The following is a 22,798-nucleotide window of genomic DNA, read 5'->3' on the forward strand; positions in this document are numbered from 1 at the left end:
CATGCAAGAGCACGCCCAACCCGACTTCGATGCCGTGCTGGCATCCTTCCGTGAACGCATCCTCTCCGGCCGCGCCTTGCAGATTCGCGGCGGCGGCACCAAGGACTGGTATGGGCAGGTGCCCAGTGGCGACCTGCTCGATACCCGTCCCTACAGCGGCATCATCGATTACGAACCGACCGAACTGGTCATCACCGCACGCTGCGGCACGCCGCTCTCCGAGATCGACGCCGCCCTGGCCGAGCACAACCAGATGCTGGCCTGGGAGCCACCGCGATTCGGCGGCGTGGCGACCGTCGGCGGCATGGTGGCCGCCGGACTTTCCGGTCCCTCGCGCGCAGCCGCTGGTGCCGTGCGCGATTTCGTGCTGGGTGCGGTATTGATGGACGCCCAGGGTGAGCAACTGCATTTCGGTGGCCAGGTCATGAAGAACGTCGCCGGCTATGACATCTCGCGCCTGCTGGCGGGCTCGCTGGGCACGCTGGGCCTGATACTGCAGGTCTCGCTGAAGGTCTTGCCGCGCCCCTTCGCCAGCAGCACCCGGGTGTTCGAGATCAACCAGGAAGGCGCGCTGCGCCTGTTGAACCAGAGCGCCGGCCAGCCGCTGCCGCTGGTGGCCAGCGCCTGGGTCGGCAATGTGCTGACATTGCGTCTGGCGGGTGCGCAGGCTGCGGTGGATTCAGCGATCAAGAAGCTGGGTGGCACCGAATTGAGCAATCCGGACGATTACTGGACCGACCTGCGCGAGCAGACCCATCCCTTCTTCGCCCAGCCCGAAGCGCCGCTGTGGCGCCTGTCGGTGCCATCGGTGGCACCGCCGATCGATCTGCCGGGTACCCAGCTGATCGAGTGGGGCGGGGCGCAGCGCTGGTTGCGCCCGCAAGGCAATGTGGATGCGGTCGCCATTCGCGCCGCCGCCCTGGCGGTGGGCGGGCATGCCAGCCTGCATCGCGGGGGTGACAAGGCCATCGGCGTATTCCATCCGCTGCAACCGGCAGTGGAAAAGATCCATCGCAGGCTCAAGCAGCAATTCGACCCGAGCGGCATCTTCAATCCCGGCCGCCTTTACGCCAGCCTGTAAGCGAACTACTTAGCCAGCGACCCTCCATGCAGACCAACTTAGCCGATTTCATCCGCAACACCCAGGCCGGCGAGGAAGCCGACAGCATCCTGCGTTCCTGCGTGCATTGCGGTTTCTGTACCGCCACCTGTCCCACCTACCAATTGCTGGGCGATGAACTGGACGGTCCGCGCGGCCGCATCTACCTCATCAAGCAGGTGCTGGAAGGCAAGCCCGCCACTGCCGCCACGCAGTCGCACCTGGACCGCTGCCTGACCTGCCGCAACTGCGAATCCACCTGTCCGTCCGGCGTGCAGTATGGTCGCCTGGTCGATATCGGTCGCAAGGTGGTGGAGCAGCAGGTGCCACGCCCCCTGTCACAGCGCGTGATGCGCACCGCCTTGAAGGAGCTGGTGCCGCGCAAGTGGATTTTCCGTCCCGCCATGAAAGCAGGCCAGCTGGTGCGCCCGCTGTTGCCCAAGCTGCTGCAGAACAAGGTGCCGCTGCCGCAGGATGCCGGCACCTGGCCCACGCGCACCCATGCGCGCCAGATGCTCTACCTGGAAGGTTGCGTGCAGCCCTCGATGTCGCCCAACATCAACAGCGCCACCGCCCGCGTGCTCGATGCCCTCGGCGTGCAGTTGTTCGCGCCCCCCAAGGCCGGCTGCTGCGGCGCCATCCGCTATCACATGAATGACCAGGACGGCGGGCTGGACGACATGCGTCGCAACATCGACGCCTGGTGGCCCTACATCGAAGGCCGGGATGGCATCCGGGCCGATACCATCGTCATGAATGCCTCCGGCTGCGGCGTCACCGTCAAGGAATACGGCCATCTGCTGCAGCACGATCCGGTCTATGCCGAAAAGGCGCGCCGCATCTCGCACATGACCCGCGACATCAGCGAAATCCTGCCCGAGTTCGAAGACCAGTTGACACACCGGCTCAAGGACTTCAACGGCAAGCGCGTGGCCTACCATCCGCCCTGCACCCTGCAGCATGGCCAGAAGATACGCGGCAAGGTCGAGGCCATCCTGCGCGCGGCCGGGGTGGATGTGCAGTTGTGCGCCGACAGTCATCTCTGCTGCGGGTCGGCCGGCACCTATTCGATCCTGCAACCGGAGCTCTCCTACCGCCTGCGCGATGACAAGATCGGCAAGCTCCAGGCCACCGATCCCGACATGATCGTCACCGGCAATATCGGCTGCGTCACCCATCTGCAATCCGGCACCGAGACTCCGGTACGGCACTGGATCGAATTGCTGGACGCCGCGCTGGTGGCGGTTTCCTGACGATTTCCTGACGGCTTGCTGAGGCATCGCCGGCCGCCCCCGGATGCCCTGCAAGTTGCTCTGGAAACAACCCAAGCCCCGCTCTGCGGGGCTTTTTTGTGGCCATTTTGATCATGACCCGGGCAATTTGACCCCATTTATCCAAACCGGCTTGACGGCAGGGGGCATAAGTCAATAAGCTTCGTCCTTTTTTCCGCACAGCGGGAAAAAACCGGTCCCCGTTTCTCATCGGAAACAGGTGATTTCCGACAATCCCGACGATCGGCGCAGCGTCCCGCCACGGCCCCGCGCCCAGACAATCAGCCCCCACCATCATCGTCCTCGCACCGGTGCCATGCCACTTGCGATCGAGGGGCAGGAGAACCCATGAAAAAACGCATTCCGCCGGCCATCTTCATCTTCATTGCGATGCTGCTGGGCATCTTGGTCGGCTACCTGATCTTCAGTCATCTGGACAAGGCCCAGGCCAAGGAACTGGCCGGCTACATCTCGATTGCTTCCGACCTGTTCCTGCGCCTGATCAAGATGGTCATCGCGCCCCTGGTGTTTTCCACCCTGGTGGTGGGCATCGCCCACATGGGGGACGCCAAGTCGGTCGGCCGCATCTTCGGCAAGTCGCTGGCCTGGTTCTTCATCGCCTCGCTGGTCTCGCTGGCACTGGGCATGATCATGGCCAACCTGCTGCAACCGGGCGCGGGCGTGGCACTGCCACCGCCTGACGCGGCTGGCGCCGGCCTGGCCACGGGCAAGTTCACGATCAAGGAATTCTTCAACCACCTGGTCCCCAAGTCCATCGTCGAGGCGATGGCCCAGAACGAAGTGCTGCAGGTGGTGGTGTTCTCGATGTTCTTCGGTATCGCCCTGGCGTCGCTGGGCGAGCGCGGCAAGCACCTGCTGGCGGTGATCGACGATCTGTCGCACACCATGCTCAAGATTACCGTCTACGTCATGAAGTTCGCCCCGGTGGCGGTGTTTGCGGCGATGGCGGCGACTGTGGCGGTCAATGGCCTGGAGATCCTGGTCAGCTTTGCCGTCTTCATGCGTGACTTCTATTTCTCGCTGGTGCTGCTGTGGGCCATCCTGATCGCGGTGGGTTTCGTGTTCCTGAAGAAGCGCATCTTCCGCCTGCTGGCGCTGATCAAGGAAGCCTTCCTGCTGGCCTTCGCCACGGCCAGCTCGGAAGCTGCCTATCCCAAGCTGCTCGATGCGCTGGACCGCTTCGGCGTCAAGCGCAAGATTTCCAGCTTCGTCATGCCGATGGGGTATTCCTTCAACCTCGATGGCTCGATGATCTACTGCACCTTCGCCACGCTCTTCATCGCCCAGGCCTACGGCATCCATCTGCCGATCTCGACCCAGATCACCATGATGCTGGTGCTCATGCTGACCTCCAAGGGCATCGCCGGCGTGCCGCGTGCCTCGCTGGTGGTGATCGCCGCGACCCTGCACCAGTTCAACATCCCCGAAGCGGGCCTGCTGGTGATCCTGGGTATCGATACCTTCCTCGATATGGGGCGCTCGGCCACCAACGCCGTGGGCAACTCGATTGCCTCGGCCGTGGTCGCCAAGTGGGAAGGTGGTCTGCTGAGCGAAGAAGAAGCGGCGCGCGCCGAAGCCGAGATCGAACAGGAAGCCGAAGCCACGCTGCACAACGAAGCCTGAACAGGCCCTGGTGATGTGAATGCAATGCCGTCCAGTCTGTCGCTGGACGGCATTGTTCGTTTCAGGCCGGCACGGCTTCCTGCTGCTTGACCGCGACCCACTCCTGCAGGGTGATCTCGATGGTGATGAAGGACAGGTTGGCACCGCGCACGAAGCGGCCGGCGAAGATCTTGCCGTCAGTGTCGGCCACCACGCCCTGCAGGGGATGGGGATTGCCCCGGCCATCGGAAAACCCGATCTCGCCGAAGACATTGAGGATTTCCACACCCGGTCCGTTGATCTCCATCTCGCGTGGGCCGTTCGGAGTGGCGTATTGCAGGTGGGCATCGATCAGGCTGCCGATGGCGCCGCGCACGATGGCGGTCTTCATGCCGTGCTGGCGGCACAGCGCTTCCACGCTTTCAGTCAGGTCCTGGTTGGGTTTGAGGCGGGCCATCACGAGCTTGCCGAGGCGGCCTTCTTCTACGTGGATAGGGGGGGTATGGTCGTCGCGTGTCGTAGTGTCGTTGGCGTGGAGAGTCATCATCATTCCATGGGTGTCGGATGCAATAGACTGAAGTGCGTCTCTTCATCGCTGTTGACGACGAAGGCGCCCCGGGAGAACAAGCAAAGGCGGATGATGAGCGGATCGTCGCCCACTTCCACCGTATCGAGCAGGAGATGGCCGCCGTGGAGGGCGCCGTCACCGTCGATGAATCCTGAATGGCAATGCAGTAAAACCTTTCCGTCCTGGTTCTGGCCCACCGTGATGGCGCCGGTGATGAAGGTGATCACCCCTTCGAGCACATGCGGCGGGCCGTAGTCATAGGGACGGCTGGCGTCCCCGGTATGTTCGATGCGGTGATAGTGCAGCCGCCGTGCCGTGCCACCGCACATGCGGCCCACGCCGCCGCGCTGGCCATAGCGTGCCAGCACGCTTCGCAGCGACTCGCCCACGGAGCTGCCCGGTTGCAGCGTGATGCGCAGTTCCTCGGCCGGGTCGGCCTCCAGGTCCAGCGTGCGCGGATAGCTTTGCTGGCCTGCGTGCAGGAACTTGCGTACCTCGACGAAACCGGTGCCGGCCGCGGCCTGGGCGGTCTTGTTCGTCAGCTTCATAGGCGGTATTCCCCCTGTTCTTCCAGCAGTGCCTTGATCTGTTTCTTGACGATCTTGCCGTAGCCGGACTTGGGCATGTTGTCCCAGTAGACGAAGCGGCGCGGCCACTTGTACTTGCCGATGCGCTCTTCCAGGTGCGCCAGCAAGGCGGCGCTATCGACCTGCTGGCCGGCCTTGCAGACGATCACCGCCAGCCCGCTCTCGCCCCACTTGGGGTCGGGCACGCCCAGCACGGCCACCTCCGACACGGACGCGTGCGTGAGCAGGGCCTCCTCGATCTCGCGCGGATAGACATTGGAGCCGCCCGAGATGTACATGTCCGAAGAACGCCCGGTGATGTAGAGGAAACCATCCTTGTCCACATGACCGAGGTCGCCGGTATGGAACCAGTCATGCTTGAAGGCCTTGGCATTGGCGTCCGGATTGTTGTGGTATCCCATGAAGACGGCTGGTCCGCGCACGCAGATTTCACCGGTCTCGAAGGGCGCCAGTTCCTGGCCGTCGTCGTTGAGGATGGCGATCTGCATGCCGGTACGCGGCATGCCGCAGGTGCCGACCCGCGCCTGCGGATGGGCGTCGTCGTCGAAGTGCAGGTAGGGCGGCAGGAAGGTGATGTTGCCGGTGACTTCGCCCAGGCCGTAATACTGCACCAGCACCTTGCCCAGTTTTTTCAGCGCATACACTTGGTCGGCACGGTACATGGGCGCGCCGGCGTAGATGACGTGCTTCAAGGACGAGTGGTCGTAGTGATCCACCGATTCGTCCTCGACCAGGATCTTGACGATGGTGGGGACCGTGAAGAGATTGTCCACCTTGTACTTTTCCACCAGCTGCCAGGCTTCCTCGACCACCAGCCGTTCGGACGACAACAGGATGCTGGCCGCGCCACGCGCGGTGTTGATGACGGCGTGGATGCCGGCACCGTGCGACAGCGGCGCCACCACCAGCGAACGCGATTGATGGTTCAGACCCGGCATCAGGTCGGCCAGGTGGTTGGTCACCACGAAGGCCATCTGGCCGTGCGAGAGCACGCCTGCCTTGGGATGACCGGTGGTGCCGGAGGTATAGAAGAACCACATCGGGTCTTCGTAATCGACTTCCACTTCGCGGAAGCTCTCATGGCCACCCTCGGCCACCAGTGCCTCGAAATCCAGCTCGCCCGGGCGCGCATCGGCCAGGGCGATGACGTGCTCCAGTGCCGGCGAGGCTGCCTTGACGGCATCCACGTAGTTGGAAAAACCACGGTCGTAGAGCATCACGCAAGCGCCGCTGGACTGGCCCAGGTAGGCCGCTTCAGGCGGTGTGATGCGGAAGTTGGTCGGGACCCAGACCATGCCCATCTTGAAGGCGGCCCAGGCGCTCTCGAAAATCTGCTGGTTGTTGCGCGAATGGACCAGCATCTTGTCGCCCTTCTTCACACCCCGGCGGGTGAGGGCGTGGGCCAGCGCATCGACGCGGTCGTTGATCTGCTTCCAGGAGATGAGCCTGTCGCTGCCATCGGTATTGCCCTGCGACAGGATCAGACCCGGCTCATCCGGAAAACGGCGCGCCACGTCCGACAGCAGGCGGCCCAGGTTCATCACTTTCGTTAACATCGTCTCACTCGTCCCGATTCGTTCTAATGGAAATTGGCGTGGCGCTTCGTTCTTGTTCTTCTTGATACTTCATGTTCCTGCGCGTCGTTCGCTGGTGCAGCGAACGACGCGGTGTTGCACCCTTCAAGCGGAAATTTGCAACTGCAATCAGTTCACGCGCTCCAGGATGCTCACATAGTTGGCCACGGCCGCGCCGCCCATGTTGAACACGCCCGCATAGCGCGCATTGGCGATCTGCATGTCGCCAGCATCATGGGCCGCCTGCATGGCCGCCATCACGTGCATCGAGACACCGGTGGCGCCCACCGGATGGCCCTTGGACTTCAGACCGCCGGACGGATTGACCGGCAGCTTGCCATCCTTGGCGGTGATGCCCTCGGCAATCACGCGCGCGCCCTGGCCATGCGGGGCCAGGCCCATGGCTTCGTATTCCAGCAGCTCGGCCACGGTGAAGCAGTCATGGGTTTCCACCAGCGACAGATCATTGAGCGACAGTCGGGCCTGACCCAGCGCATTCTTCCAGGCCAGTTCGGCGGCTTCGAAGCGGGTCGGGTCGCGGCGCGACAGCGGCAGGTAGTCATTCACATGCACCGCTGCGCGGAACTGCACGGCACGTGGCATGGACTTGGCCACGTCGGCGGCACTGATCACCAGGGCGGCGGCGCCGTCCGAGATCAGCGAGCAGTCGGTGCGCTTGAGCGGGCCGGCCACGAACGGGTTCTTCTCGGAAACGGTACGGCAGAAATCGAAGCCGAAGTCCTTGCGCATGTGGGCATAGGGATTGGACAGGCCGTTCTTGTGGTTCTTGGCGGCGATCATGGCCAGTGCGTCGGACTGGTCGCCAAAGCGGTCGAAGTAACTCTGCGCGATCTTGCCGAACACGCCTGCGAAACCACCGGGGATGCCCGCTTCTTCCTTGGCGTAGCAGGCCTTGAGCAAGACCTCGCCGACCTGTGGGGTCGCCAGTTCGGTCATCTTCTCGAAGCCGATCACCAGCACGTGTTTCGATTCACCCGCCTTGATCGATTGCAGGCCCGAATGGATTGCCGCCGAGCCGGTGGCGCAGGCATTCTCCAGGCGTGTGGCCGGCTTGAAACGCAACTGCGGCAGCGCATTCATGACCAGCGACGAGGGGAAGTCCTGATACAGGAAGCCGGCATTGAAGGTGCCGACGTGGATGGAATCGATGTCTACCGGTTGCAGACCGGCATGTTCGATGGCGGCCTTGGCGACCTGGCCGATCAACACTTCCGGATCGATGCCGTCGAGCTTGCCGAATTGGGAATGGTGCCAGCCGGTGATGCAGGGTGAGGATGCAGAAGCAGTCATGGTGTGTCCTTGTAAGACTTGGTCGGTGGAGCCTGGTCGCTCCGGTTCACACGGGGGCAATATGCAAATTCGGTGCCAATGTCTTCCACTGCAGTGCCAATGCAATTGCCACGTGCAGCAAGCTCGTCGCCGTCGCCATGCGATTGCCACAAGAGTGAGGTGCCATTGGTCGCCGACGGCCGCAGGCGGGGTGTGCCCCTGCCCGGGCCGGCCTCTTGCCCGTCTCCTGAAAGCTCGACGCAAAGGCGCGCCGGCTCTCGCTTTGTTGTTGATTCTGATGCGGTGTTGCGTCGTCAATAAGATCGACCACGGGGCGGCGCTGAATCCTGCTGAGCAGGAAACCGCTACGCCAGCGACCGACCGGATGAAGATAGCACGGACTTTACGTTAACGTAAATCATTGCGCCGCAACACAAAAAAATTGCCCGGCAGCAGCGCCTCAGATGTCGACACCTGCGACATCCCTGCGACAGGTTGGCGACAGCGCATGCGACAGGTGTCGCAGCAGGGCGGCATCAAATAAATTGTAGGCGGCGCTGCCCGCGCCCTTGTCCTGCGCAGCCTTTATCGCAGAGAATACAGGCGCAATGCAGATGACCATGAGGGACATCGCCATCGCGTCGGCCCGCTCCGACGGCTTGGCATCCTAATTGCTCTATCGATGCATGGGCAGTGTTGACAACCCGGATACAGGGGGCTGCACGCCAGGATTTCGCGGCAGCTGAGTGGCACCGGAATCAGCAGATTCATAAATACAAACAGACAAACAGGAGACAAGACAGATGGATCAATCCACTGGTAAATTCACGCGCCGTCATTTTCTGAAGACCGCCTCGGTGGCCTCGGCTGCTGCCGCCACCGGCATGGTGAGCACCTCCGCCCATGCGGCCGAGTTCACCTTCAAGTACGCCAACAACCTGCCGGTGACCCACCCGATGAATGCGCGCGCCAAGGAAATGGCCGCTGCCATCGCCGAGCAGTCCAAGGGCCGCATCGAGCTGCAGCTCTACCCCAACAACCAGCTGGGTACCGATACCGACATGCTCTCGCAGGTGCGTGCCGGCGCCATCGATTTCTTCACCCTCTCGCCGCTGATCCTGGGCACCCTGGTGCCTGCCGCGCAGATTTCCGGCATCGGCTTCGCCTTCAAGGATTACAGCCAGGTCTGGCCGGCCATGGATGGTGAACTCGGCGCCCATGTGCGCAAGCAGATCGAAGCCAAATCCACCCTGTTCGCCTTCGAGAAGATCTGGGACAACGGCTATCGCCAGATCACCAACAGCACCCGTCCCATCAAGACCTCCGACGACCTCAAGGGCATGAAGCTGCGCGTGCCGCCGAGCCCGCTGTGGACCTCGATGTTCAAGGCTTTCGATGCGGCGCCGACCTCGATCAACTTCGCCGAAGTGTATTCGGCCCTGCAGACCAAGATCGTCGAAGGCCAGGAAAACCCCATGGCCATCATCTCCACGGCCAAGCTGTACGAAGTGCAGAAGTACTGCTCCATCACCAACCACATGTGGGACGGTTTCTGGTTCCTGGGCAACAAGAAGTCCTTCGAACGGCTGCCCAAGGACCTGCAGGACATCGTCACCCGCGCCATCAACGAAGCCGGCATGAACCAGCGTGCCGACGTGCGCAAGCTCAACGACTCGCTGGTCGAGGAAATGAAGGGCAAGGGTCTGGCCTTCAACAATGCCGACGCCGATTCCTTCCGCGCCAAGCTGCGCAGCGCCGGCTTCTACGCCGAATGGAAGAAGAAGTTCGGCGACGAGCCCTGGGCGCTGCTGGAGAAGTACACCGGCAAGCTGGCCTGACGCCCCGTCCGGCCTGAACGGATGACGCCACCGCCCGCTGCGGGCCGTGGCGCCATCCGCCCCGACTTTTTTCGCTGGAGCTTGATGATGGAAGCTGCAATGACTTACCGCGCCCCGGTCAACATGAATCCGTTCGCGCGCGCACTGGTGGGCCTGAACCGCATGGTCATGCATGTGGTGGGCGCGCTGGCCGCCTGCCTGGTGCTGGCCGAGACGATCGTGCTGCTGACCGGCGTGATCTACCGATACGCACTGCATGACCCCCTGGTCTGGTCCGATGAACTGGCCTCGATCCTCTTCATCTGGCTGTCCATGCTGGGCGCCGTGCTGGCCCTGGACCGTGGCGAGCACATGCGGCTCACCGCCATCATCAACAAGTGTTCCGAGAAAGGCCGCATCTGGCTGGAAACGGTGGCGGCGCTGGTGGTCTGCATCTTCGTATTGATGGTGATCCACCCGGCACTGGACCATGCGGTCGAGCAGATGCCCATCACCACCCCGGCCCTGGAAATTCCCGACGGCCTGCGCGCTGCCGCCTTGCCGGTGGGCGCCATCCTGATGCTGCTGGCGGCCGTCTCGCGCATGGCCGCCCTGACCACCATGCGCCTGCTGCTCTCGGCGCTGGCGGTGGTGGCCGTGATCGCGGGTGCGCTGTGGCTGGCGCAGCCGGCCCTGATGGCCATGGGCAACTACAACCTGATTGTGTTCTTCGTGCTGCTGATTGGCGTGTGCGTGGCTGGTGGCATTCCCATCGCCTTCGCCTTCGGTACCGCCACCATGGCCTATCTCGCCCTGGCGACCAATGCGCCGCTGATGATCGTGGTCAGCCGCATGGACGAAGGCATGTCCAGCCTGATCCTGCTGTCGGTACCGCTGTTCGTGCTGCTGGGCTCGCTGCTGGAAATGTCGGGTCTGGCCAAGACCCTGATCGATTTCATGGCGGCCCTGCTGGGCCATGTGCGCGGCGGCCTGCAATACGTGCTGCTGGGCGCGATGTTCCTGGTCTCCGGCATCTCCGGTTCCAAGGCGGCCGACATGGCGGCCATCGCGCCGGCGCTGTTCCCCGAAATGAAGAAACGCGGCTCCAAGCCGGAAGAACTGGTGGCCCTGCTGTCATCCTCCGGCGCCATGACCGAGACCATCCCGCCCAGCCTGGTGCTGATCACCATCGGCGCGGTCTGCAGCGTCTCGATCACGGCGCTGTTCATCGGTGGCCTGATGCCGGCGGCCATCGCCACCATCGCCATCGCCGTGGTGTGCTGGATGCGCGCCCGCCGCGAGCCGATGCCGGACGTGCCGCGCGCACCCATGTCGCTGATCATGAAGACCCTGATTGCCGCCATTCCCGCCCTGGCGCTGCCCATGCTGATCCGCGTGGCCGTCATCGAGGGCGTGGCCACGGCCACCGAGGTCGCCACCATCGGCGTGGCCTACACGGTAGTGGTCGGCCTGATCATGCACCTGTTCATGAAGCACCTGAACTTCAAGCGCCTCTATCCGATGCTGATCGAAGCCGCTGCGCTGTCCGGCGCCATCCTGCTGATCATCGGTATGGCCACCGCGATGGCCTGGGCGCTGACGCAGTCGGGCTTCTCCTCCAAGCTGGTGGCGTTGATGCAGGGTGTGCCGGGTGGCGGCGCGGGTTTCCTGCTCATCACCATCGTCATCTTCATCGTGCTGGGCAGCCTGCTGGAAGGCATCCCCGCCATCGTGCTGTTCGGGCCGCTGCTGTTCCCGGTGGCGCGTTCGCTGGGCGTGCATGACGTGCACTATGCGATGGTGGTGATCCTGGCCATGGGCATCGGCCTGTTCGCACCGCCCTTCGGCGTCGGCTTCTATGCCGCCTGCGCCATCGGCAAGGTCTCGCCGGACGGCGTCTTCAACCGGGTCTGGGGCTATCTGGCCGCGCTCGTGGTGGCGCTGCTGGTGGTGGCCTTCGTGCCCTGGATTTCCATCGGCTTCCTCTGATCCACTCACCGGTCATGCGAGCGATCAGGGAATGTCCATGATTGATTTGCCAACGACGACTTAGAATACGGCGGCCCCTTACCCCATCCCTTCCCGGGGCCGCCAACATCCACGGAGACAATATGAATCGCAATGATAGCGGCGCCCGCGTGGCGCTCGTGACGGGCGGAGCCATGGGCATCGGCGCCAGCATCTGCCAGCAACTGGCGGCCAAGGGCCACACCGTGCTGGTGGCTGACATCAACCTGCAGGCGGCCCAGCAGACTGCCGACGCGCTGGTGGCCGCCGGTCACCGCGCAGCCGCCCTGCAGATGGATCTCGGCAATCCGGAGTCCATCGCGGCCGCCTTCGTCCACATCGAGAAGGACTATGGCCGTTGCGACGTGCTGGTCAACAATGCCGGCGTGGCGCGCACCTACTCCTTCCTCGATTACCCGCTCGACAACTGGCTGCAGACTATGAACGTCAATGTCACCGGCGTGCTGCTGGCGGGCCAGCATGCGGCGCGTCTGATGGTCAGGCAGCAATGGGGCCGCATCGTCAATATCTCGTCCATCTCGGGCATCCGCGCCGGGGCCGGCCGCACTGCCTACGGTACCTCCAAGGCCGCGGTCATCGGCCTGACGCGCCAGATGGCGATCGAACTGGCGCAATACGGCATCACCGTCAACAGCGTCGCCCCCGGTCCGGTCGATACCCCCATGACCCAGGCCATGCATTCCGAGCAGACCCGTGAGAGCTACTACCGCCTGGTGCCCATGCGGCGCTACGGCACCACCGACGAGATCGCCTCGGCCGTGAGTTACCTGGCCTCCGAAGAGTCGTCCTACATCACCGGTCACGTGGTACCGGTGGATGGCGGCTTCGTCGCCGGCGGCGTGCTTGAGATCTGAGGAGGGCCACCATGGACAAGCTGATGGAAGGCAAGGTCATCATCGTGACCGGCGCCGGTTCGGTGGGCGAAGGCTGGGGCAACGGCAAGGCCGCTGCCGCGCTGTATGCCCGTGAAGGCGGGCGGGTGCTGGCGGTGGATCGCAGCATCGAAGCCGCGTTGCAGACCCGCGAAATCATCCGCAGCGAGGGCGGGGTCTGTGAAGTGCTGGCGGCCGATGTCTCAAAAAGCGCCGACGTGAAGGCCATCGCCGATGCCGCGATGGATCACTTCGGCCGGGTGGATGTGCTGCACAACAATGTCGGCATTGCCGAAACCGGCGGACCGGTGGAGACCAGCGAAGAGAGCTGGAACCGCCTGGTGGCGGTCAACCAGACCAGCCTGTTCCTGACCCACAAGCATGTGCTGCCCATCATGGAAAAGCAGAAGAAGGGCGCCATCGTCAACATCTCCTCGCTGGCGGCACTGCGCTGGATCGGCTTTCCCTACCTCGGCTATACCGCGACCAAGGCCGCCATCCTGGCATTTACCAAGAACGTGGCAATGCAGTACGCGCCCATGGGCATCCGCGCCAACTGCGTGCTGCCGGGCATGATGGATACGCCCATGATCCGCGAGCCGCTCAAGGCCGCCTATGGGGGCGATATCGAAGAGATGCGCGCCAAGCGCAATGCGCAATGCCCGATGGGCTTCATGGGCGACGCCTGGGACGTGGCGCATGCCTCGCTGTTCCTGGCATCTGATAACGCGCGCTACATCACGGGACTGGACCTGATCGTGGATGGAGGGCTGTCGCTGCGCTGCGCCGGATGAGTTGAGCAGGTTTGTTTGTTGGCCGCAGGCGAGCGGGCGTGGAAGCCGACCTGCCGCGGTTTGAACCCGGGCGTCCAAGAGCGTCCGGGTTTTTTTATGGCGCCGTTGGCTGCATCTTCCGCCACACCTCCACCGCCGTATCGGCAAAGGTACGAATACAGGGATTGGTATTCTCCTTGTTCCAGATCACGGCGACTTCGACCAGTGGCGCGTCGATCAGGGGTTTGAAGACGGTAGTGTCCAGGTGCATGGCCTGCATCGAAGTCGGTACCAGGGCTACACCCAGGCCTTCGCCAACCAGGTTGACGATGGTCTGCTGCAGATTGGCTTCCAGCACGATGCGCGGGCGGAAACCCCGCGACTGGCAGTGGTTGATGATGAGGTCGAATACCACCGGCGCGATCGTACGGGGGATGCTGACGAAAGGGTCATCCGCCAGTTCTGCAGCGGAGATGGCCTCCTTGCCGGCCAGGCGATGCTCGCGGGGCAGCACCGCCAGCAGGGGCTCGGCATAGATGGTGTGGCTGTCCAGGCGGCTACAGTCCTCCGGGCGGTACATGATGCCCACATCCACCTTCTCATCCTCGATGTCGGTGGCCAGCAGGTTGGGGACGTATTCGGTCAGGCGCATGTCCACCTCGGGATAGGCGGCGGAATAGTGGCGCGTCACCGACGGCAGGATGTTGTAGGCCGAGGACATCATGAACCCCACCTTCAACGCACCGCTCTTGCCGGTGCTCGATGATGAGACATTGCGTTTGGCACGCTCCAGTGCCTTGAAAATTTCTGTGGTGTCGCGATAAAAATATTTGCCGGCCGAGGTCAGCTGGATGGCTCGTTTGCTGCGGTCGAACAATTGCGCGCCCAGTTCCCTTTCAAGGGCCGCAATCTGCCGTGTGAGCGGCGGTTGCGAGATATGCAGCAGCTCCGCCGCGCGTCCGAAATGCAGGGTTTCTGCTACGGTGCGGAAATAGGTGAGGTGTCTCAACTCGATCATTTGATACCTTCAAGGTATTGATTCTGTCTGTACATTGTATTGGAAGTCATGAGATTGTCTGGCTATTCTTTGCCGCAGACGTGCCATTGCGACACTTCTCCGGGCCGGCCACAAGCCAGACCCCGCGCATAAAGAGCCGCTCCGAGGGAAGACGGCTCGACAGAAAAGCAGTTCAAGACAGGAGACCATCATGCCGACACCCCCGGTAGAACAGCCCATGGCTGAGAGTGACGTCCAGACCGCCGATACTGCCCATACTGCCCGCAGCCACCGCTGCGCTGCTTCCCGCACCGCGCCGCGCTACCGTGACATCGACCAGTTGGCCGCGGGTGACGAGCTCATGCGCGATCTGGTGGAGCGCGGCAAGCGCCTGATCGATCGCGGCATTCCGGTGTTGATCCTGGGCGAGACCGGTACCGGCAAGGAATACCTGTCGCGCGCGCTGCATGACTACAGCGCGCGTCGCCAGGCGGCGTGGGTGGCGGTCAATTGCGCCTCCATCCCGGAAAGCCTGGCCGAGAGTGAACTGTTCGGTTATTGCAAGGGGGCCTTCTCGGGCGCACTGCCAGGCGGCATGAAGGGCAAGGTGCAGCAGGCCGATGGCGGCACGCTGTTCCTTGATGAAATCGGCGACATGCCCTTCGCCCTGCAAACGCGGCTGCTGCGGGTGCTGTCCGAGCGCGAGGTGATCCCGCTGGGGGCGATGCGACCGGTATCGGTCGATCTGCAACTGATCTGCGCGACCCACCAGGATTTGAAGACGCTGATCGGCGAGGGACGCTTCCGCGAAGACCTTTATTACCGTGTCGCGGGTGGCGTGCTGCGACTGCCAGCCCTGCGCGAACGTGCCGACCGTCGCCGGCTGGTGATGCAGATGATTGCCGACGAGCTGGGGGAGGCTGCCGACGAGAACGTCATCGCCCCGGCGGCCCTGCAGCGACTACTGGCCTATCCATGGCCGGGCAACCTGCGTCAGATGCATGCGGTGATCCGCTACAGCTGCGCGGTGATGAATGGAGGTCGCATCGAGCTGCGCGACCTGCCCGAAGAATTGATGCAATTCCAGGCGGTGCCGCTGGCCCAGGTCCATCCCATCGGCCGCACCGCCCAGATCCGCCCCTTCGCGTCACGAGCCGAAGGGGACGCCACGTCCGTTGTGCTTACCGGCGATCCGTACCGGGACGAGCGCTCGCGCGTTATCGCTGCCTTGAATGGCAGTCGCTGGAACATCTCCGCCGCTTCGCGGCAACTGGGAATGTGCCGTGCTTCGCTCTACCGCAAGCTGAGGCAACTGGATATCCCGCACGTACGTGACCAGGCCATGCCGGCTTATGCCGTGGCCTGAAACGATCTAAATCATATAAACGATAGGCGGACCGCCAGTGCGGTCCCTGTCCAACTTCTTTAGGAAATTCATGAAAGTCTTCTACGACAAGGACGCTGATCTCTCGCTGATCAAGAACAAGAACGTGACCATCATCGGTTACGGTTCGCAAGGTCACGCCCACGCGCTGAACCTGAAGGATTCGGGCGTGAAGGTCACCGTTGGCCTGCGCAAGGGTGGCGCTTCCTGGTCCAAGGCCGAGAAGGCCGGCCTGAAGGTCGCTGAAGTGAACGACGCCGTCAAGGACGCCGACGTCATCATGATCCTGCTGCCCGACGAAAACATCGGCCAGGTCTATGCCGAGAACGTCGCACCGTTCGCCAAGCAAGGCGCCACCGTCGCCTTCGCCCACGGCTTCAACATCCACTATGGCCAAGTCGTGCCGCGCGCTGACCTGGACATCATCATGATCGCCCCCAAGGCCCCTGGCCACACCGTGCGTTCGACCTACAGCCAGGGTGGCGGCGTGCCGCACCTGATCGCCGTGCACCAGGACAAGTCCGGCAGCGCCCGTGACCTGGCACTGTCGTACGCCACCGCCAACGGCGGCGGCCGTGCCGGCATCATCGAAACCAACTTCCGCGAAGAAACCGAAACCGACCTGTTCGGCGAACAGGCCGTGCTGTGCGGCGGTACCGTGGAACTGATCAAGGCCGGTTTCGAAACCCTGGTGGAAGCCGGCTACGCGCCCGAAATGGCCTACTTCGAGTGCCTGCACGAACTGAAGCTGATCGTCGACCTGATCTATGAAGGCGGCATCGCCAACATGAACTACTCGATCTCCAACAACGCCGAATACGGCGAGTACGTGACCGGCCCGCGCGTGATCAACGAGCAGAGCAAGGCTGCCATGAAGAAGGTGTTGGAAGACATCCAGACCGGCGAATACGCCAAGAGCTTCATCCTGGAAAACAAGGCCGGTGCACCGACCCTGCTGTCGCGTCGTCGTATCAACGCCGAGCACCAGATCGAAATCGTGGGCGACAAGCTGCGCGCCATGATGCCCTGGATCAAGGCCAACAAGCTGGTCGATCAAAGCAAGAACTGATCTGCCGTCTGCACCAGTAACGCCACGGTTTGCCGTGGCGTTTTGTTTCGTACCCCGGTCTTTCTTGTCATCAACTTGACATAAATCCCCATTACCCTCACCCAGTCAAAAAGGGTTTAGCCAAGCGCCGCCGGGTCGGCGCCATGTTCAAGTGGGTGGGGATTGCGTAAGCCGTTATCGTTCGAGCCGAAAGGGCTGCTGACCAGACTGCTCGCGGGCAGAGGCGTGTCGGCGGGGCTGGTGCTGCTTGCCGCCGGCGTGCTGTCGCTGGTGTGGTACTTCACCATCATCCGCATCGAGAACGAAAAACAGCTGGCCATCGCCGGCTCGATCGCAGACAGCCGCAACGTTGCCGCCATTGTCTCGGCCAACCTGGATGAGGTGCTGGGCAAGACCCTGCTGTACTCGCGCATCGGCCAATCGATGCTCAATGGCGAGCAATCTTCGTCGGCCTATTTCAATCCACTGTTCAACGGCGATTCAGCCTACCTGCGCGTGGCCATGTTCGATGCGCGTGGTCGGCTGGTCTATTCGTCGTCGCGCCAGAAGAGCGAGCCGGAACTGAGCCGGCTCATCAACGCCGGCTACATGAGTTCGCTCACGGCGTCGTCCGAGCAGAGCGCCATGATCATCAAGCCCCCCATGGACCGCGAGGGCTACAGTTGGCGCGTACCGCTATTGATTCCCTTGCAGGATGGCAAGGGCGCGCTGCAAGGCTTCTTCGCGGCCATCCTCGATCTGGGCTATTTCCTGAAGACCTACCAGGAAGTGAGCGTGGACGGCGCCAGCCGCATCGAGATCATCAACGCGGCTGGCCTGCAACTGGCGGAATTGTCCGGTGGCATCCTCTCCGGTGGATCCAATTATGCCGGCCAGGACTACGCCACCTTTCTGCTCACCGGCAAGGGGGATGGCCTGATCCACGCCTTGCGCCCGGGTGACCAGGTGCAGCATGTGGGCGTGCAGCGGCGCCTGGCGCACTATCCGCTGGCCGTGGTGGTGAGCCGCGATCCGCAGGTCTTGCTGGGCAAGCTGTGGCCGGCGCATCGCCAGTATTACCTGCAGGCGATCCTGATTTCGCTGCTGGTGGTGGCCTTGTCGGGTGGCTTGATCAGCATGGCGCACCGGCGCCGCTATCTCTACGACAAGCTGCTCTATTCGGAGCGGGAGAAGAGCGGGCTGATCCATCAGCTGGAACAGGAAAAGAGCCGCGCCTACCAGCTTGCCTCGCACGATTACCTGACCGGCATTCCTAACCGCATGCTGTTCTATGAACTGGCGGCGACCGAATTGTCGCGGGCCCGGCGCAGTCGCAACCTGTATGCGCTGTTCTTCCTCGATCTCGACAAATTCAAGCTGATCAACGATACCCTGGGCCACGCCGTGGGCGACGCGTTGCTGCAGGAGGTGGCACGGCGGCTGCGTGCGGCCGTACGCGAATACGATCTGGTGGCGCGTCTGGGGGGAGATGAATTCGTAGTGCTGGTCTCGGAAATCCGCAATGAGGAAATCGTGGCCGAGATCGCCGACAAGCTGGTCGACACCCTGCGTACACCCTACCTCGACCTGCTGGGCTGCGATGTCGAGACGGCACCCAGCATCGGCATCGCGCTCTATCCGCGCGATGGGCAGAGTATCGAGGCGCTGATGACCAACGCCGATTCGGCCATGTACACCGCCAAGAGCGCCGGTAGCGGCCTGTATCGTTTCTACGATGCCTCGCTCAATGCCATCGCCGTGCGCGGGCTGGAACTGCTGGGACGCTTCCGCCAGGCGCTTCGCGACAACGAGTTCTGCCTGCACTACCAGCCCAAGGTGGCGCTGCAGGATTATCGGGTGGTCGGCATGGAAGCCCTGATCCGCTGGCAACATCCGGAGCACGGCCTGATCTATCCTGGCGAATTCATCGGCCTGGCCGAGACCCACGATCTGGTGCTGCCGCTGGGCCACTGGATCATCGAGGCAGTGTGCCGGCAACTGGCGCAATGGCGCGCCGACGGTCTGCCGTTGATGCCGGTGGCGATCAATGTGTCGGCCAAGCAGTTGAATGACGAGCGCCTGATCGAAACCTTCCGCGATGCTTTGCGCCGCCATGGCCTGAGCGCCGAACTGCTGGAGATCGAGGTGACCGAGAGTTGCTTCATCACCGACCTGGAGCAGGCGCGCCAGACCCTGGAAAAGTTGCGCGACGAGGGCTTGAAGATCTACCTGGACGACTATGGCACCGGCTACTCCAGCCTCAGCCACATCAAGGCGCTGCCGGTGTATGCGCTGAAGATCGATCGCTCCTTCGTGCGCGACATCCGCAATGACAACAGCGACGGCATGATCGTAGCCTCCACCGTCACGCTGGCGCGTAACCTGGGGCTGAAGGTGGTAGCCGAAGGCGTGGAAACCAAGGAGCAGCTGATGCACCTGAAACTGATGGGTTGCGATGAGGTGCAGGGCTTCTACCTGCAACGTCCGGTGTCGGCGGCGCAACTGGTGCCGCTCTTGCAGAAAGGCAGGTTCGAGGTCACATGAAGACGCTCTTCTCCGGTCTGCCGACAGCGCGGGCGATGCGCATGTTGGGCGCCACACTGGCGCTATTGTCCACGCTCGCTGCGACGCCTGCGCTGGTCGTGGCCAAGGGTGCCTGCGAGCGGCCGCAGCGCTTGCGTTTTTCCTTCGTGCCGCAGGGGCGGGACAGCGAGCAGCAGACTGCGCTCAATCCCCTGATCGATGAACTGCGGGAGCGGTTGAAGATGCCGGTCGATGTGGTGATCCCGACTTCCTACGGTGGCGTGATCGAAGGCCTGATCGCCGGCGCAGTCGATGTGGCGCGGCTGGGGCCGGCCTCGTACGTGACCGCGCACAAGGGTGATCCACAGATCACGCCATTCGCGTCGATGGAACAGGTGGAACCCAATTTCGCCGTGCAGCGCGGCGTGTCATCGGTGTATTACTCGTTGCTGGTCACGCGCTCGCAGGGGCCGTATGACAGCGTGACCTCGTTGGCCGGGAAGGTGCTGGCGCTGGCCGATCCCGACAGCACCTCGGGCGCGCTGATTCCGCGTCACCTTTTTGCGCGCCAGTACAAGCTGCAGCTGGACAGGTATTTTTCCCGCGTCGGTTATGCAGGAAACCACGAGCAATCGGTGATGGCGGTACTGAACCATCATGCCGATGCGGCCTTCGTGGCCAGCACCAATCTTTCGCGGATGATCAGCGACGGCAGGCTCAGGAAGAGCGACCTGCGCGTGCTGTGGCGCTCGGCACCGATTCCTTTCGACCCATTCGTCTATCGCGGGCAGTTGTGTGCCGATATCCGCAACAAGATTCGCGCGGTATTCCTGGACAAGAACTCGCTACGAGTCAAGCTCACGCTGGACAGCTTGCGGGCTACCCACTTCGTGCCTGTGCACGACGCTGACTACCGCATCATCCGCGAACTGCCGTGAGGACGACTCACTCGGCCAGCAGCGTTTCGATATCGGAGACGATTTCCTCCGGACGCGTCTGCGGTGCATAGCGCTTGAAGACGCTGCCGTCGCGGCGCACCAGGAACTTGGTGAAATTCCACTTGATGGCCTTGCTGCCCAGGAGGCCGGGCGCTTCCTTCTTGAGATACCGGAACAGCGGATCGGCCTGCTCGCCATTGACATCGATCTTGGCGAACAACGGGAAGCTGACGCCGTAGTTCTTTTCGCAGAAGGCGCCGATTTCCTCGGCATTGCCCGGCTCCTGGGCGCCGAACTGGTTGCAAGGGAAGGCCATTACTTCCAGACCCCGCGCATGGAACTGGCGGTGGATTGCTTCCAGGCCGTTGTATTGCGGTGTGAAACCGCATTTGCTGGCGGTATTGACGATGAGCAGCACCTTGCCGCGCAGTTGCTCCAGCGGGAAGGTGGTCTGGTCTGCCAGCCGGGGCTGGAAATCGTAGAGAGTGGTCATGTGCTGGTCCTTTGCATTTCCCGTGATTTTGTCGCCGCCATTCTAAACCGCCGGGTCGCTGGCTGCATGGGCCTATGGCTTATGCTCCCGTGCCGTGCGCTCGCTGATACGGCCCTGCTGGACCAGCAGGGTCAGGCTGGCCTGCAGCGTCTGCATCCCGTGCGCCGCGCCGGACTGCATTGCCGAGAGCAGTTGCGCGCTGCGTCCCTCGCGGATCAGGTTGCGCACGGCCGGGGTCGCCACCAGCAGTTCGTGGGCCGCTACCCGGCCATTGCCGTCGGTGGTGGGGAGCAGGGTCTGCGCGATCACGCCCTGCAGCGATTCAGCCAGCATGCCGCGGACCGCTTCCTGTTCGACGGCGGGGAAGGCATCAATCATGCGATCCATGGTCCGCGCCGCCGAGGCGGTGTGCAGTGTCCCCAGCACCAGATGGCCGGTCTCGGCGGCGCACAGGGCCAGGCGGATGGTATCGGCATCACGCAGTTCGCCAACCAGCAGCACGTCCGGGTCTTCGCGCAGGGCGGCACGCAGTACCTGCGCGACATCGGCGGTATGGGTGCCGATTTCGCGCTGGCTGATCAGTGCGCGGCGTGGTTCATGCACGAATTCGATGGGGTCCTCGATGGTCAGGATGTGGACCGCGCGCTCTTCGTTGATGTGACGGAGCATGGCGGCCAGCGTCGTGCTCTTGCCGGCCCCGGTGGCGCCCGTCACCAGCACCAGGCCATGTGGACGCAGCGCCAGTTCGGCGCACAGCGGCGGCGCGGCCAGGGCAGACAGGGCAGGGGGCTCGCGCCCGAGATGGCGGATGGCAGCGGCCGGGCCGCGCTGCTGGTGGAAGGCGTGGACGCGGAAGCGTCCCAATGTCGGCAGGTCGAGGGCAAAGTCGCATTCGCCGCCTTCGGCATAGCGCTGCTGGCAGGGCGGCGGCATCCACTCCAGCAGCAATTGCCGCATCCGGGCAGTATCGATGGGCTGGAGATTGATGCGGCGGATGGCGCCGTGGACCCGCAGCGCTGGGGGCAGGCCTGCGCAAAGATGCAGGTCAGAGGCCTGATTTCTGACGGCAAATGCCAGTAGGGCGGCAATGTCCATTTATAATCCCGGCAAGGATCACACTATCAATCTGTTTATTTCCCCGCAGGCTCGCCCCTTCCGGCCCCGGATTATGTCGTCAATCGCTCAACACTTGCAACAGGTGCAACAACAGATCGCCCGCGCCGCCGAAAAAGCCGGACGTGACCCGGCATCGGTACGATTGCTGGCCGTCTCCAAGACCTTCGGTCCGGAGGCCGTGCTGGAAGCGGTGCAGGCCGGGCAGCGGGCCTTCGGCGAAAACTATTTGCAGGAAGCGCTGGACAAGATGGCCGCCATGCCGGCCCTGGCACCGGGCGGGGCGCTGGAGTGGCATTTCATCGGCCCCATCCAGAGCAACAAGACGCGGCCCATCGCCGAGCACTTCGACTGGGTGCATTCGGTGGACCGCCTGAAGATCGCCCAGCGCCTGTCCGAACAGCGGCCTGAGGAACTGCCGCCGCTGGACATCTGTCTGCAGGTCAATATCAGCGGTGAAGAAAGCAAGAGCGGCCTGACGCCGCAGGCATTGCCCGCGGTCGCAGTGGAGGTGGCGCGCCTGCCCAGGTTGCGCCTGCGCGGCCTGATGGCGATCCCGGCACCCAGCGAAGACCAGGCCGCGCAGCGGTCCGCCTTCGCCGCCGTGCGTCGGCTGTTCGAGCAGTTGCGCGCCGACGGTCTGGCGCTGGACACGCTGTCCATGGGCATGTCGGCCGATCTCGATGCTGCCATTGCCGAAGGGGCCAGCATCGTGCGCATCGGCAGCGCCATTTTCGGGGCCCGGCATTACGCATGAGCGGGCCGGAGCAGGACAATATCCAGCCCGGCGATACACCGGA

General features: G+C 63.2%; 20 protein-coding genes. 12 read left to right on the plus strand and 8 right to left on the minus strand.

Annotated features, from left to right (window positions below):
• Position 1: 1 nt before the first annotated feature.
• From glcE to HBH1_RS07080, 3 genes are all read left to right on the plus strand, one after another.
• Positions 2-1,081, plus strand: a complete 1,080-nt coding sequence (gene glcE / locus HBH1_RS07070; protein ID WP_102662150.1) for a glycolate oxidase subunit GlcE — start codon at positions 2-4, stop codon at positions 1,079-1,081.
• Positions 1,082-1,107: 26 nt separating this feature from the next.
• Complete coding sequence (gene glcF, locus HBH1_RS07075; protein WP_102662151.1) at positions 1,108-2,352, plus strand: glycolate oxidase subunit GlcF; 1,245 nt, start codon at positions 1,108-1,110, stop codon at positions 2,350-2,352.
• Between the two features lie 366 nt (positions 2,353-2,718).
• Complete coding sequence (locus tag HBH1_RS07080; RefSeq protein ID WP_102662152.1) at positions 2,719-4,014, plus strand: dicarboxylate/amino acid:cation symporter; 1,296 nt, start codon at positions 2,719-2,721, stop codon at positions 4,012-4,014.
• A 61-nt stretch (positions 4,015-4,075) separates the two neighbouring features.
• Here the strand turns inward: HBH1_RS07080 and HBH1_RS07085 are convergent, their stop codons facing one another.
• From HBH1_RS07085 to HBH1_RS25070, 5 genes are all read right to left on the minus strand, one after another.
• Positions 4,076-4,537 carry a PPC domain-containing DNA-binding protein gene (locus HBH1_RS07085; protein WP_233207550.1) on the minus strand — a complete coding sequence of 154 codons (462 nt, stop codon included), beginning with the start codon at positions 4,535-4,537 and terminating at the stop codon, positions 4,076-4,078.
• Positions 4,538-4,539: 2 nt separating this feature from the next.
• The gene (locus tag HBH1_RS07090; RefSeq protein WP_006461995.1) at positions 4,540-5,109 is read right to left on the minus strand and encodes a PPC domain-containing DNA-binding protein; all 570 of its coding nucleotides are present in this window, start codon (positions 5,107-5,109) and stop codon (positions 4,540-4,542) included.
• A complete protein-coding gene (locus HBH1_RS07095; RefSeq protein ID WP_233207551.1) occupies positions 5,106-6,704 on the minus strand; it encodes an acyl-CoA synthetase in 1,599 nt (532 codons plus the stop codon). Before HBH1_RS07095 ends, HBH1_RS07090 begins: the two co-directional genes overlap by 4 nt.
• A gap of 147 nt (positions 6,705-6,851) precedes the next feature.
• Positions 6,852-8,033 (minus strand): acetyl-CoA acetyltransferase, encoded by a 1,182-nt coding sequence (locus tag HBH1_RS07100; protein ID WP_102662154.1) that lies wholly within the window; start codon positions 8,031-8,033, stop codon positions 6,852-6,854.
• Between the two features lie 439 nt (positions 8,034-8,472).
• A complete protein-coding gene (locus HBH1_RS25070; RefSeq protein WP_158243281.1) occupies positions 8,473-8,643 on the minus strand; it encodes a hypothetical protein in 171 nt (56 codons plus the stop codon).
• Positions 8,644-8,815: 172 nt separating this feature from the next.
• Here HBH1_RS25070 and HBH1_RS07105 point away from each other — a divergent pair, with 172 nt between their 5' ends.
• The 4 genes from HBH1_RS07105 to HBH1_RS07120 all read left to right on the plus strand — a co-directional run bounded on the left by HBH1_RS07105 (position 8,816) and on the right by HBH1_RS07120 (position 13,523).
• A complete protein-coding gene (locus HBH1_RS07105; RefSeq protein ID WP_102662155.1) occupies positions 8,816-9,850 on the plus strand; it encodes a TRAP transporter substrate-binding protein in 1,035 nt (344 codons plus the stop codon).
• A gap of 84 nt (positions 9,851-9,934) precedes the next feature.
• A complete protein-coding gene (locus HBH1_RS07110; protein WP_039874340.1) occupies positions 9,935-11,818 on the plus strand; it encodes a TRAP transporter large permease in 1,884 nt (627 codons plus the stop codon).
• 122 nt (positions 11,819-11,940) lie between these two features.
• Positions 11,941-12,711: an SDR family NAD(P)-dependent oxidoreductase gene (locus tag HBH1_RS07115; protein WP_102662156.1), complete on the plus strand. Its 771-nt coding sequence runs from the start codon at positions 11,941-11,943 to the stop codon at positions 12,709-12,711.
• Positions 12,712-12,722: 11 nt separating this feature from the next.
• Positions 12,723-13,523, plus strand: coding sequence for an SDR family NAD(P)-dependent oxidoreductase (locus tag HBH1_RS07120; RefSeq protein WP_006462001.1), 801 nt, complete (start codon positions 12,723-12,725; stop codon positions 13,521-13,523).
• A gap of 94 nt (positions 13,524-13,617) precedes the next feature.
• On the opposite strand, the gene HBH1_RS07125 is transcribed toward HBH1_RS07120, so the two are convergent.
• The gene (locus HBH1_RS07125) at positions 13,618-14,520 is read right to left on the minus strand and encodes a LysR family transcriptional regulator (RefSeq protein ID WP_102662157.1); all 903 of its coding nucleotides are present in this window, start codon (positions 14,518-14,520) and stop codon (positions 13,618-13,620) included.
• Positions 14,521-14,710: 190 nt separating this feature from the next.
• Between HBH1_RS07125 and HBH1_RS07130 the strand changes: the two genes are divergently transcribed.
• From HBH1_RS07130 to HBH1_RS07145, 4 genes are all read left to right on the plus strand, one after another.
• Positions 14,711-15,865: a sigma-54-dependent Fis family transcriptional regulator gene (locus HBH1_RS07130; protein WP_102662158.1), complete on the plus strand. Its 1,155-nt coding sequence runs from the start codon at positions 14,711-14,713 to the stop codon at positions 15,863-15,865.
• Between the two features lie 70 nt (positions 15,866-15,935).
• Positions 15,936-16,952 carry a ketol-acid reductoisomerase gene (gene ilvC, locus HBH1_RS07135; RefSeq protein ID WP_102662159.1) on the plus strand — a complete coding sequence of 339 codons (1,017 nt, stop codon included), beginning with the start codon at positions 15,936-15,938 and terminating at the stop codon, positions 16,950-16,952.
• Between the two features lie 237 nt (positions 16,953-17,189).
• Positions 17,190-19,475, plus strand: a complete 2,286-nt coding sequence (locus HBH1_RS07140) for a bifunctional diguanylate cyclase/phosphodiesterase (protein WP_102662337.1) — start codon at positions 17,190-17,192, stop codon at positions 19,473-19,475.
• Entirely contained in the window at positions 19,472-20,392 is a 921-nt protein-coding gene (locus HBH1_RS07145) for a phosphate/phosphite/phosphonate ABC transporter substrate-binding protein (protein ID WP_233207552.1), read from the plus strand. Before HBH1_RS07140 ends, HBH1_RS07145 begins: the two co-directional genes overlap by 4 nt.
• 7 nt (positions 20,393-20,399) lie before the next feature.
• Here HBH1_RS07145 and HBH1_RS07150 read toward each other — a convergent pair whose 3' ends face one another.
• Together HBH1_RS07150 and HBH1_RS07155 are read right to left on the minus strand one after the other, a co-directional pair.
• The gene (locus HBH1_RS07150) at positions 20,400-20,885 is read right to left on the minus strand and encodes a glutathione peroxidase (RefSeq protein ID WP_102662160.1); all 486 of its coding nucleotides are present in this window, start codon (positions 20,883-20,885) and stop codon (positions 20,400-20,402) included.
• 72 nt (positions 20,886-20,957) lie between these two features.
• Positions 20,958-21,980, minus strand: a complete 1,023-nt coding sequence (locus HBH1_RS07155) for a type IV pilus twitching motility protein PilT (protein WP_102662161.1) — start codon at positions 21,978-21,980, stop codon at positions 20,958-20,960.
• Between the two features lie 73 nt (positions 21,981-22,053).
• Between HBH1_RS07155 and HBH1_RS07160 the strand changes: the two genes are divergently transcribed.
• A complete protein-coding gene (locus HBH1_RS07160; protein WP_102662162.1) occupies positions 22,054-22,755 on the plus strand; it encodes a YggS family pyridoxal phosphate-dependent enzyme in 702 nt (233 codons plus the stop codon).
• Positions 22,756-22,798: the final 43 nt, after the last annotated feature.

The organism is Herbaspirillum sp. BH-1 (assembly GCF_002870055.1).
GTDB classification, from domain to species: domain Bacteria; phylum Pseudomonadota; class Gammaproteobacteria; order Burkholderiales; family Burkholderiaceae_D; genus Herbaspirillum; species Herbaspirillum frisingense.

Coding starts and splice junctions, on each gene's coding strand:
- glcE (WP_102662150.1), top strand. CDS start 2: ATGCAAGAGCACGCCCAACCCGACTTCGATGCCGTGCTGGCATCCTTC.
- glcF (WP_102662151.1), top strand. CDS start 1,108: ATGCAGACCAACTTAGCCGATTTCATCCGCAACACCCAGGCCGGCGAG.
- HBH1_RS07080 (WP_102662152.1), top strand. CDS start 2,719: ATGAAAAAACGCATTCCGCCGGCCATCTTCATCTTCATTGCGATGCTG.
- HBH1_RS07085 (WP_233207550.1), bottom strand. CDS start 4,537: ATGACTCTCCACGCCAACGACACTACGACACGCGACGACCATACCCCC.
- HBH1_RS07090 (WP_006461995.1), bottom strand. CDS start 5,109: ATGAAGCTGACGAACAAGACCGCCCAGGCCGCGGCCGGCACCGGTTTC.
- HBH1_RS07095 (WP_233207551.1), bottom strand. CDS start 6,704: ATGTTAACGAAAGTGATGAACCTGGGCCGCCTGCTGTCGGACGTGGCG.
- HBH1_RS07100 (WP_102662154.1), bottom strand. CDS start 8,033: ATGACTGCTTCTGCATCCTCACCCTGCATCACCGGCTGGCACCATTCC.
- HBH1_RS25070 (WP_158243281.1), bottom strand. CDS start 8,643: ATGTCCCTCATGGTCATCTGCATTGCGCCTGTATTCTCTGCGATAAAG.
- HBH1_RS07105 (WP_102662155.1), top strand. CDS start 8,816: ATGGATCAATCCACTGGTAAATTCACGCGCCGTCATTTTCTGAAGACC.
- HBH1_RS07110 (WP_039874340.1), top strand. CDS start 9,935: ATGATGGAAGCTGCAATGACTTACCGCGCCCCGGTCAACATGAATCCG.
- HBH1_RS07115 (WP_102662156.1), top strand. CDS start 11,941: ATGAATCGCAATGATAGCGGCGCCCGCGTGGCGCTCGTGACGGGCGGA.
- HBH1_RS07120 (WP_006462001.1), top strand. CDS start 12,723: ATGGACAAGCTGATGGAAGGCAAGGTCATCATCGTGACCGGCGCCGGT.
- HBH1_RS07125 (WP_102662157.1), bottom strand. CDS start 14,520: ATGATCGAGTTGAGACACCTCACCTATTTCCGCACCGTAGCAGAAACC.
- HBH1_RS07130 (WP_102662158.1), top strand. CDS start 14,711: ATGCCGACACCCCCGGTAGAACAGCCCATGGCTGAGAGTGACGTCCAG.
- ilvC (WP_102662159.1), top strand. CDS start 15,936: ATGAAAGTCTTCTACGACAAGGACGCTGATCTCTCGCTGATCAAGAAC.
- HBH1_RS07145 (WP_233207552.1), top strand. CDS start 19,472: ATGAAGACGCTCTTCTCCGGTCTGCCGACAGCGCGGGCGATGCGCATG.
- HBH1_RS07150 (WP_102662160.1), bottom strand. CDS start 20,885: ATGACCACTCTCTACGATTTCCAGCCCCGGCTGGCAGACCAGACCACC.
- HBH1_RS07155 (WP_102662161.1), bottom strand. CDS start 21,980: ATGGACATTGCCGCCCTACTGGCATTTGCCGTCAGAAATCAGGCCTCT.
- HBH1_RS07160 (WP_102662162.1), top strand. CDS start 22,054: ATGTCGTCAATCGCTCAACACTTGCAACAGGTGCAACAACAGATCGCC.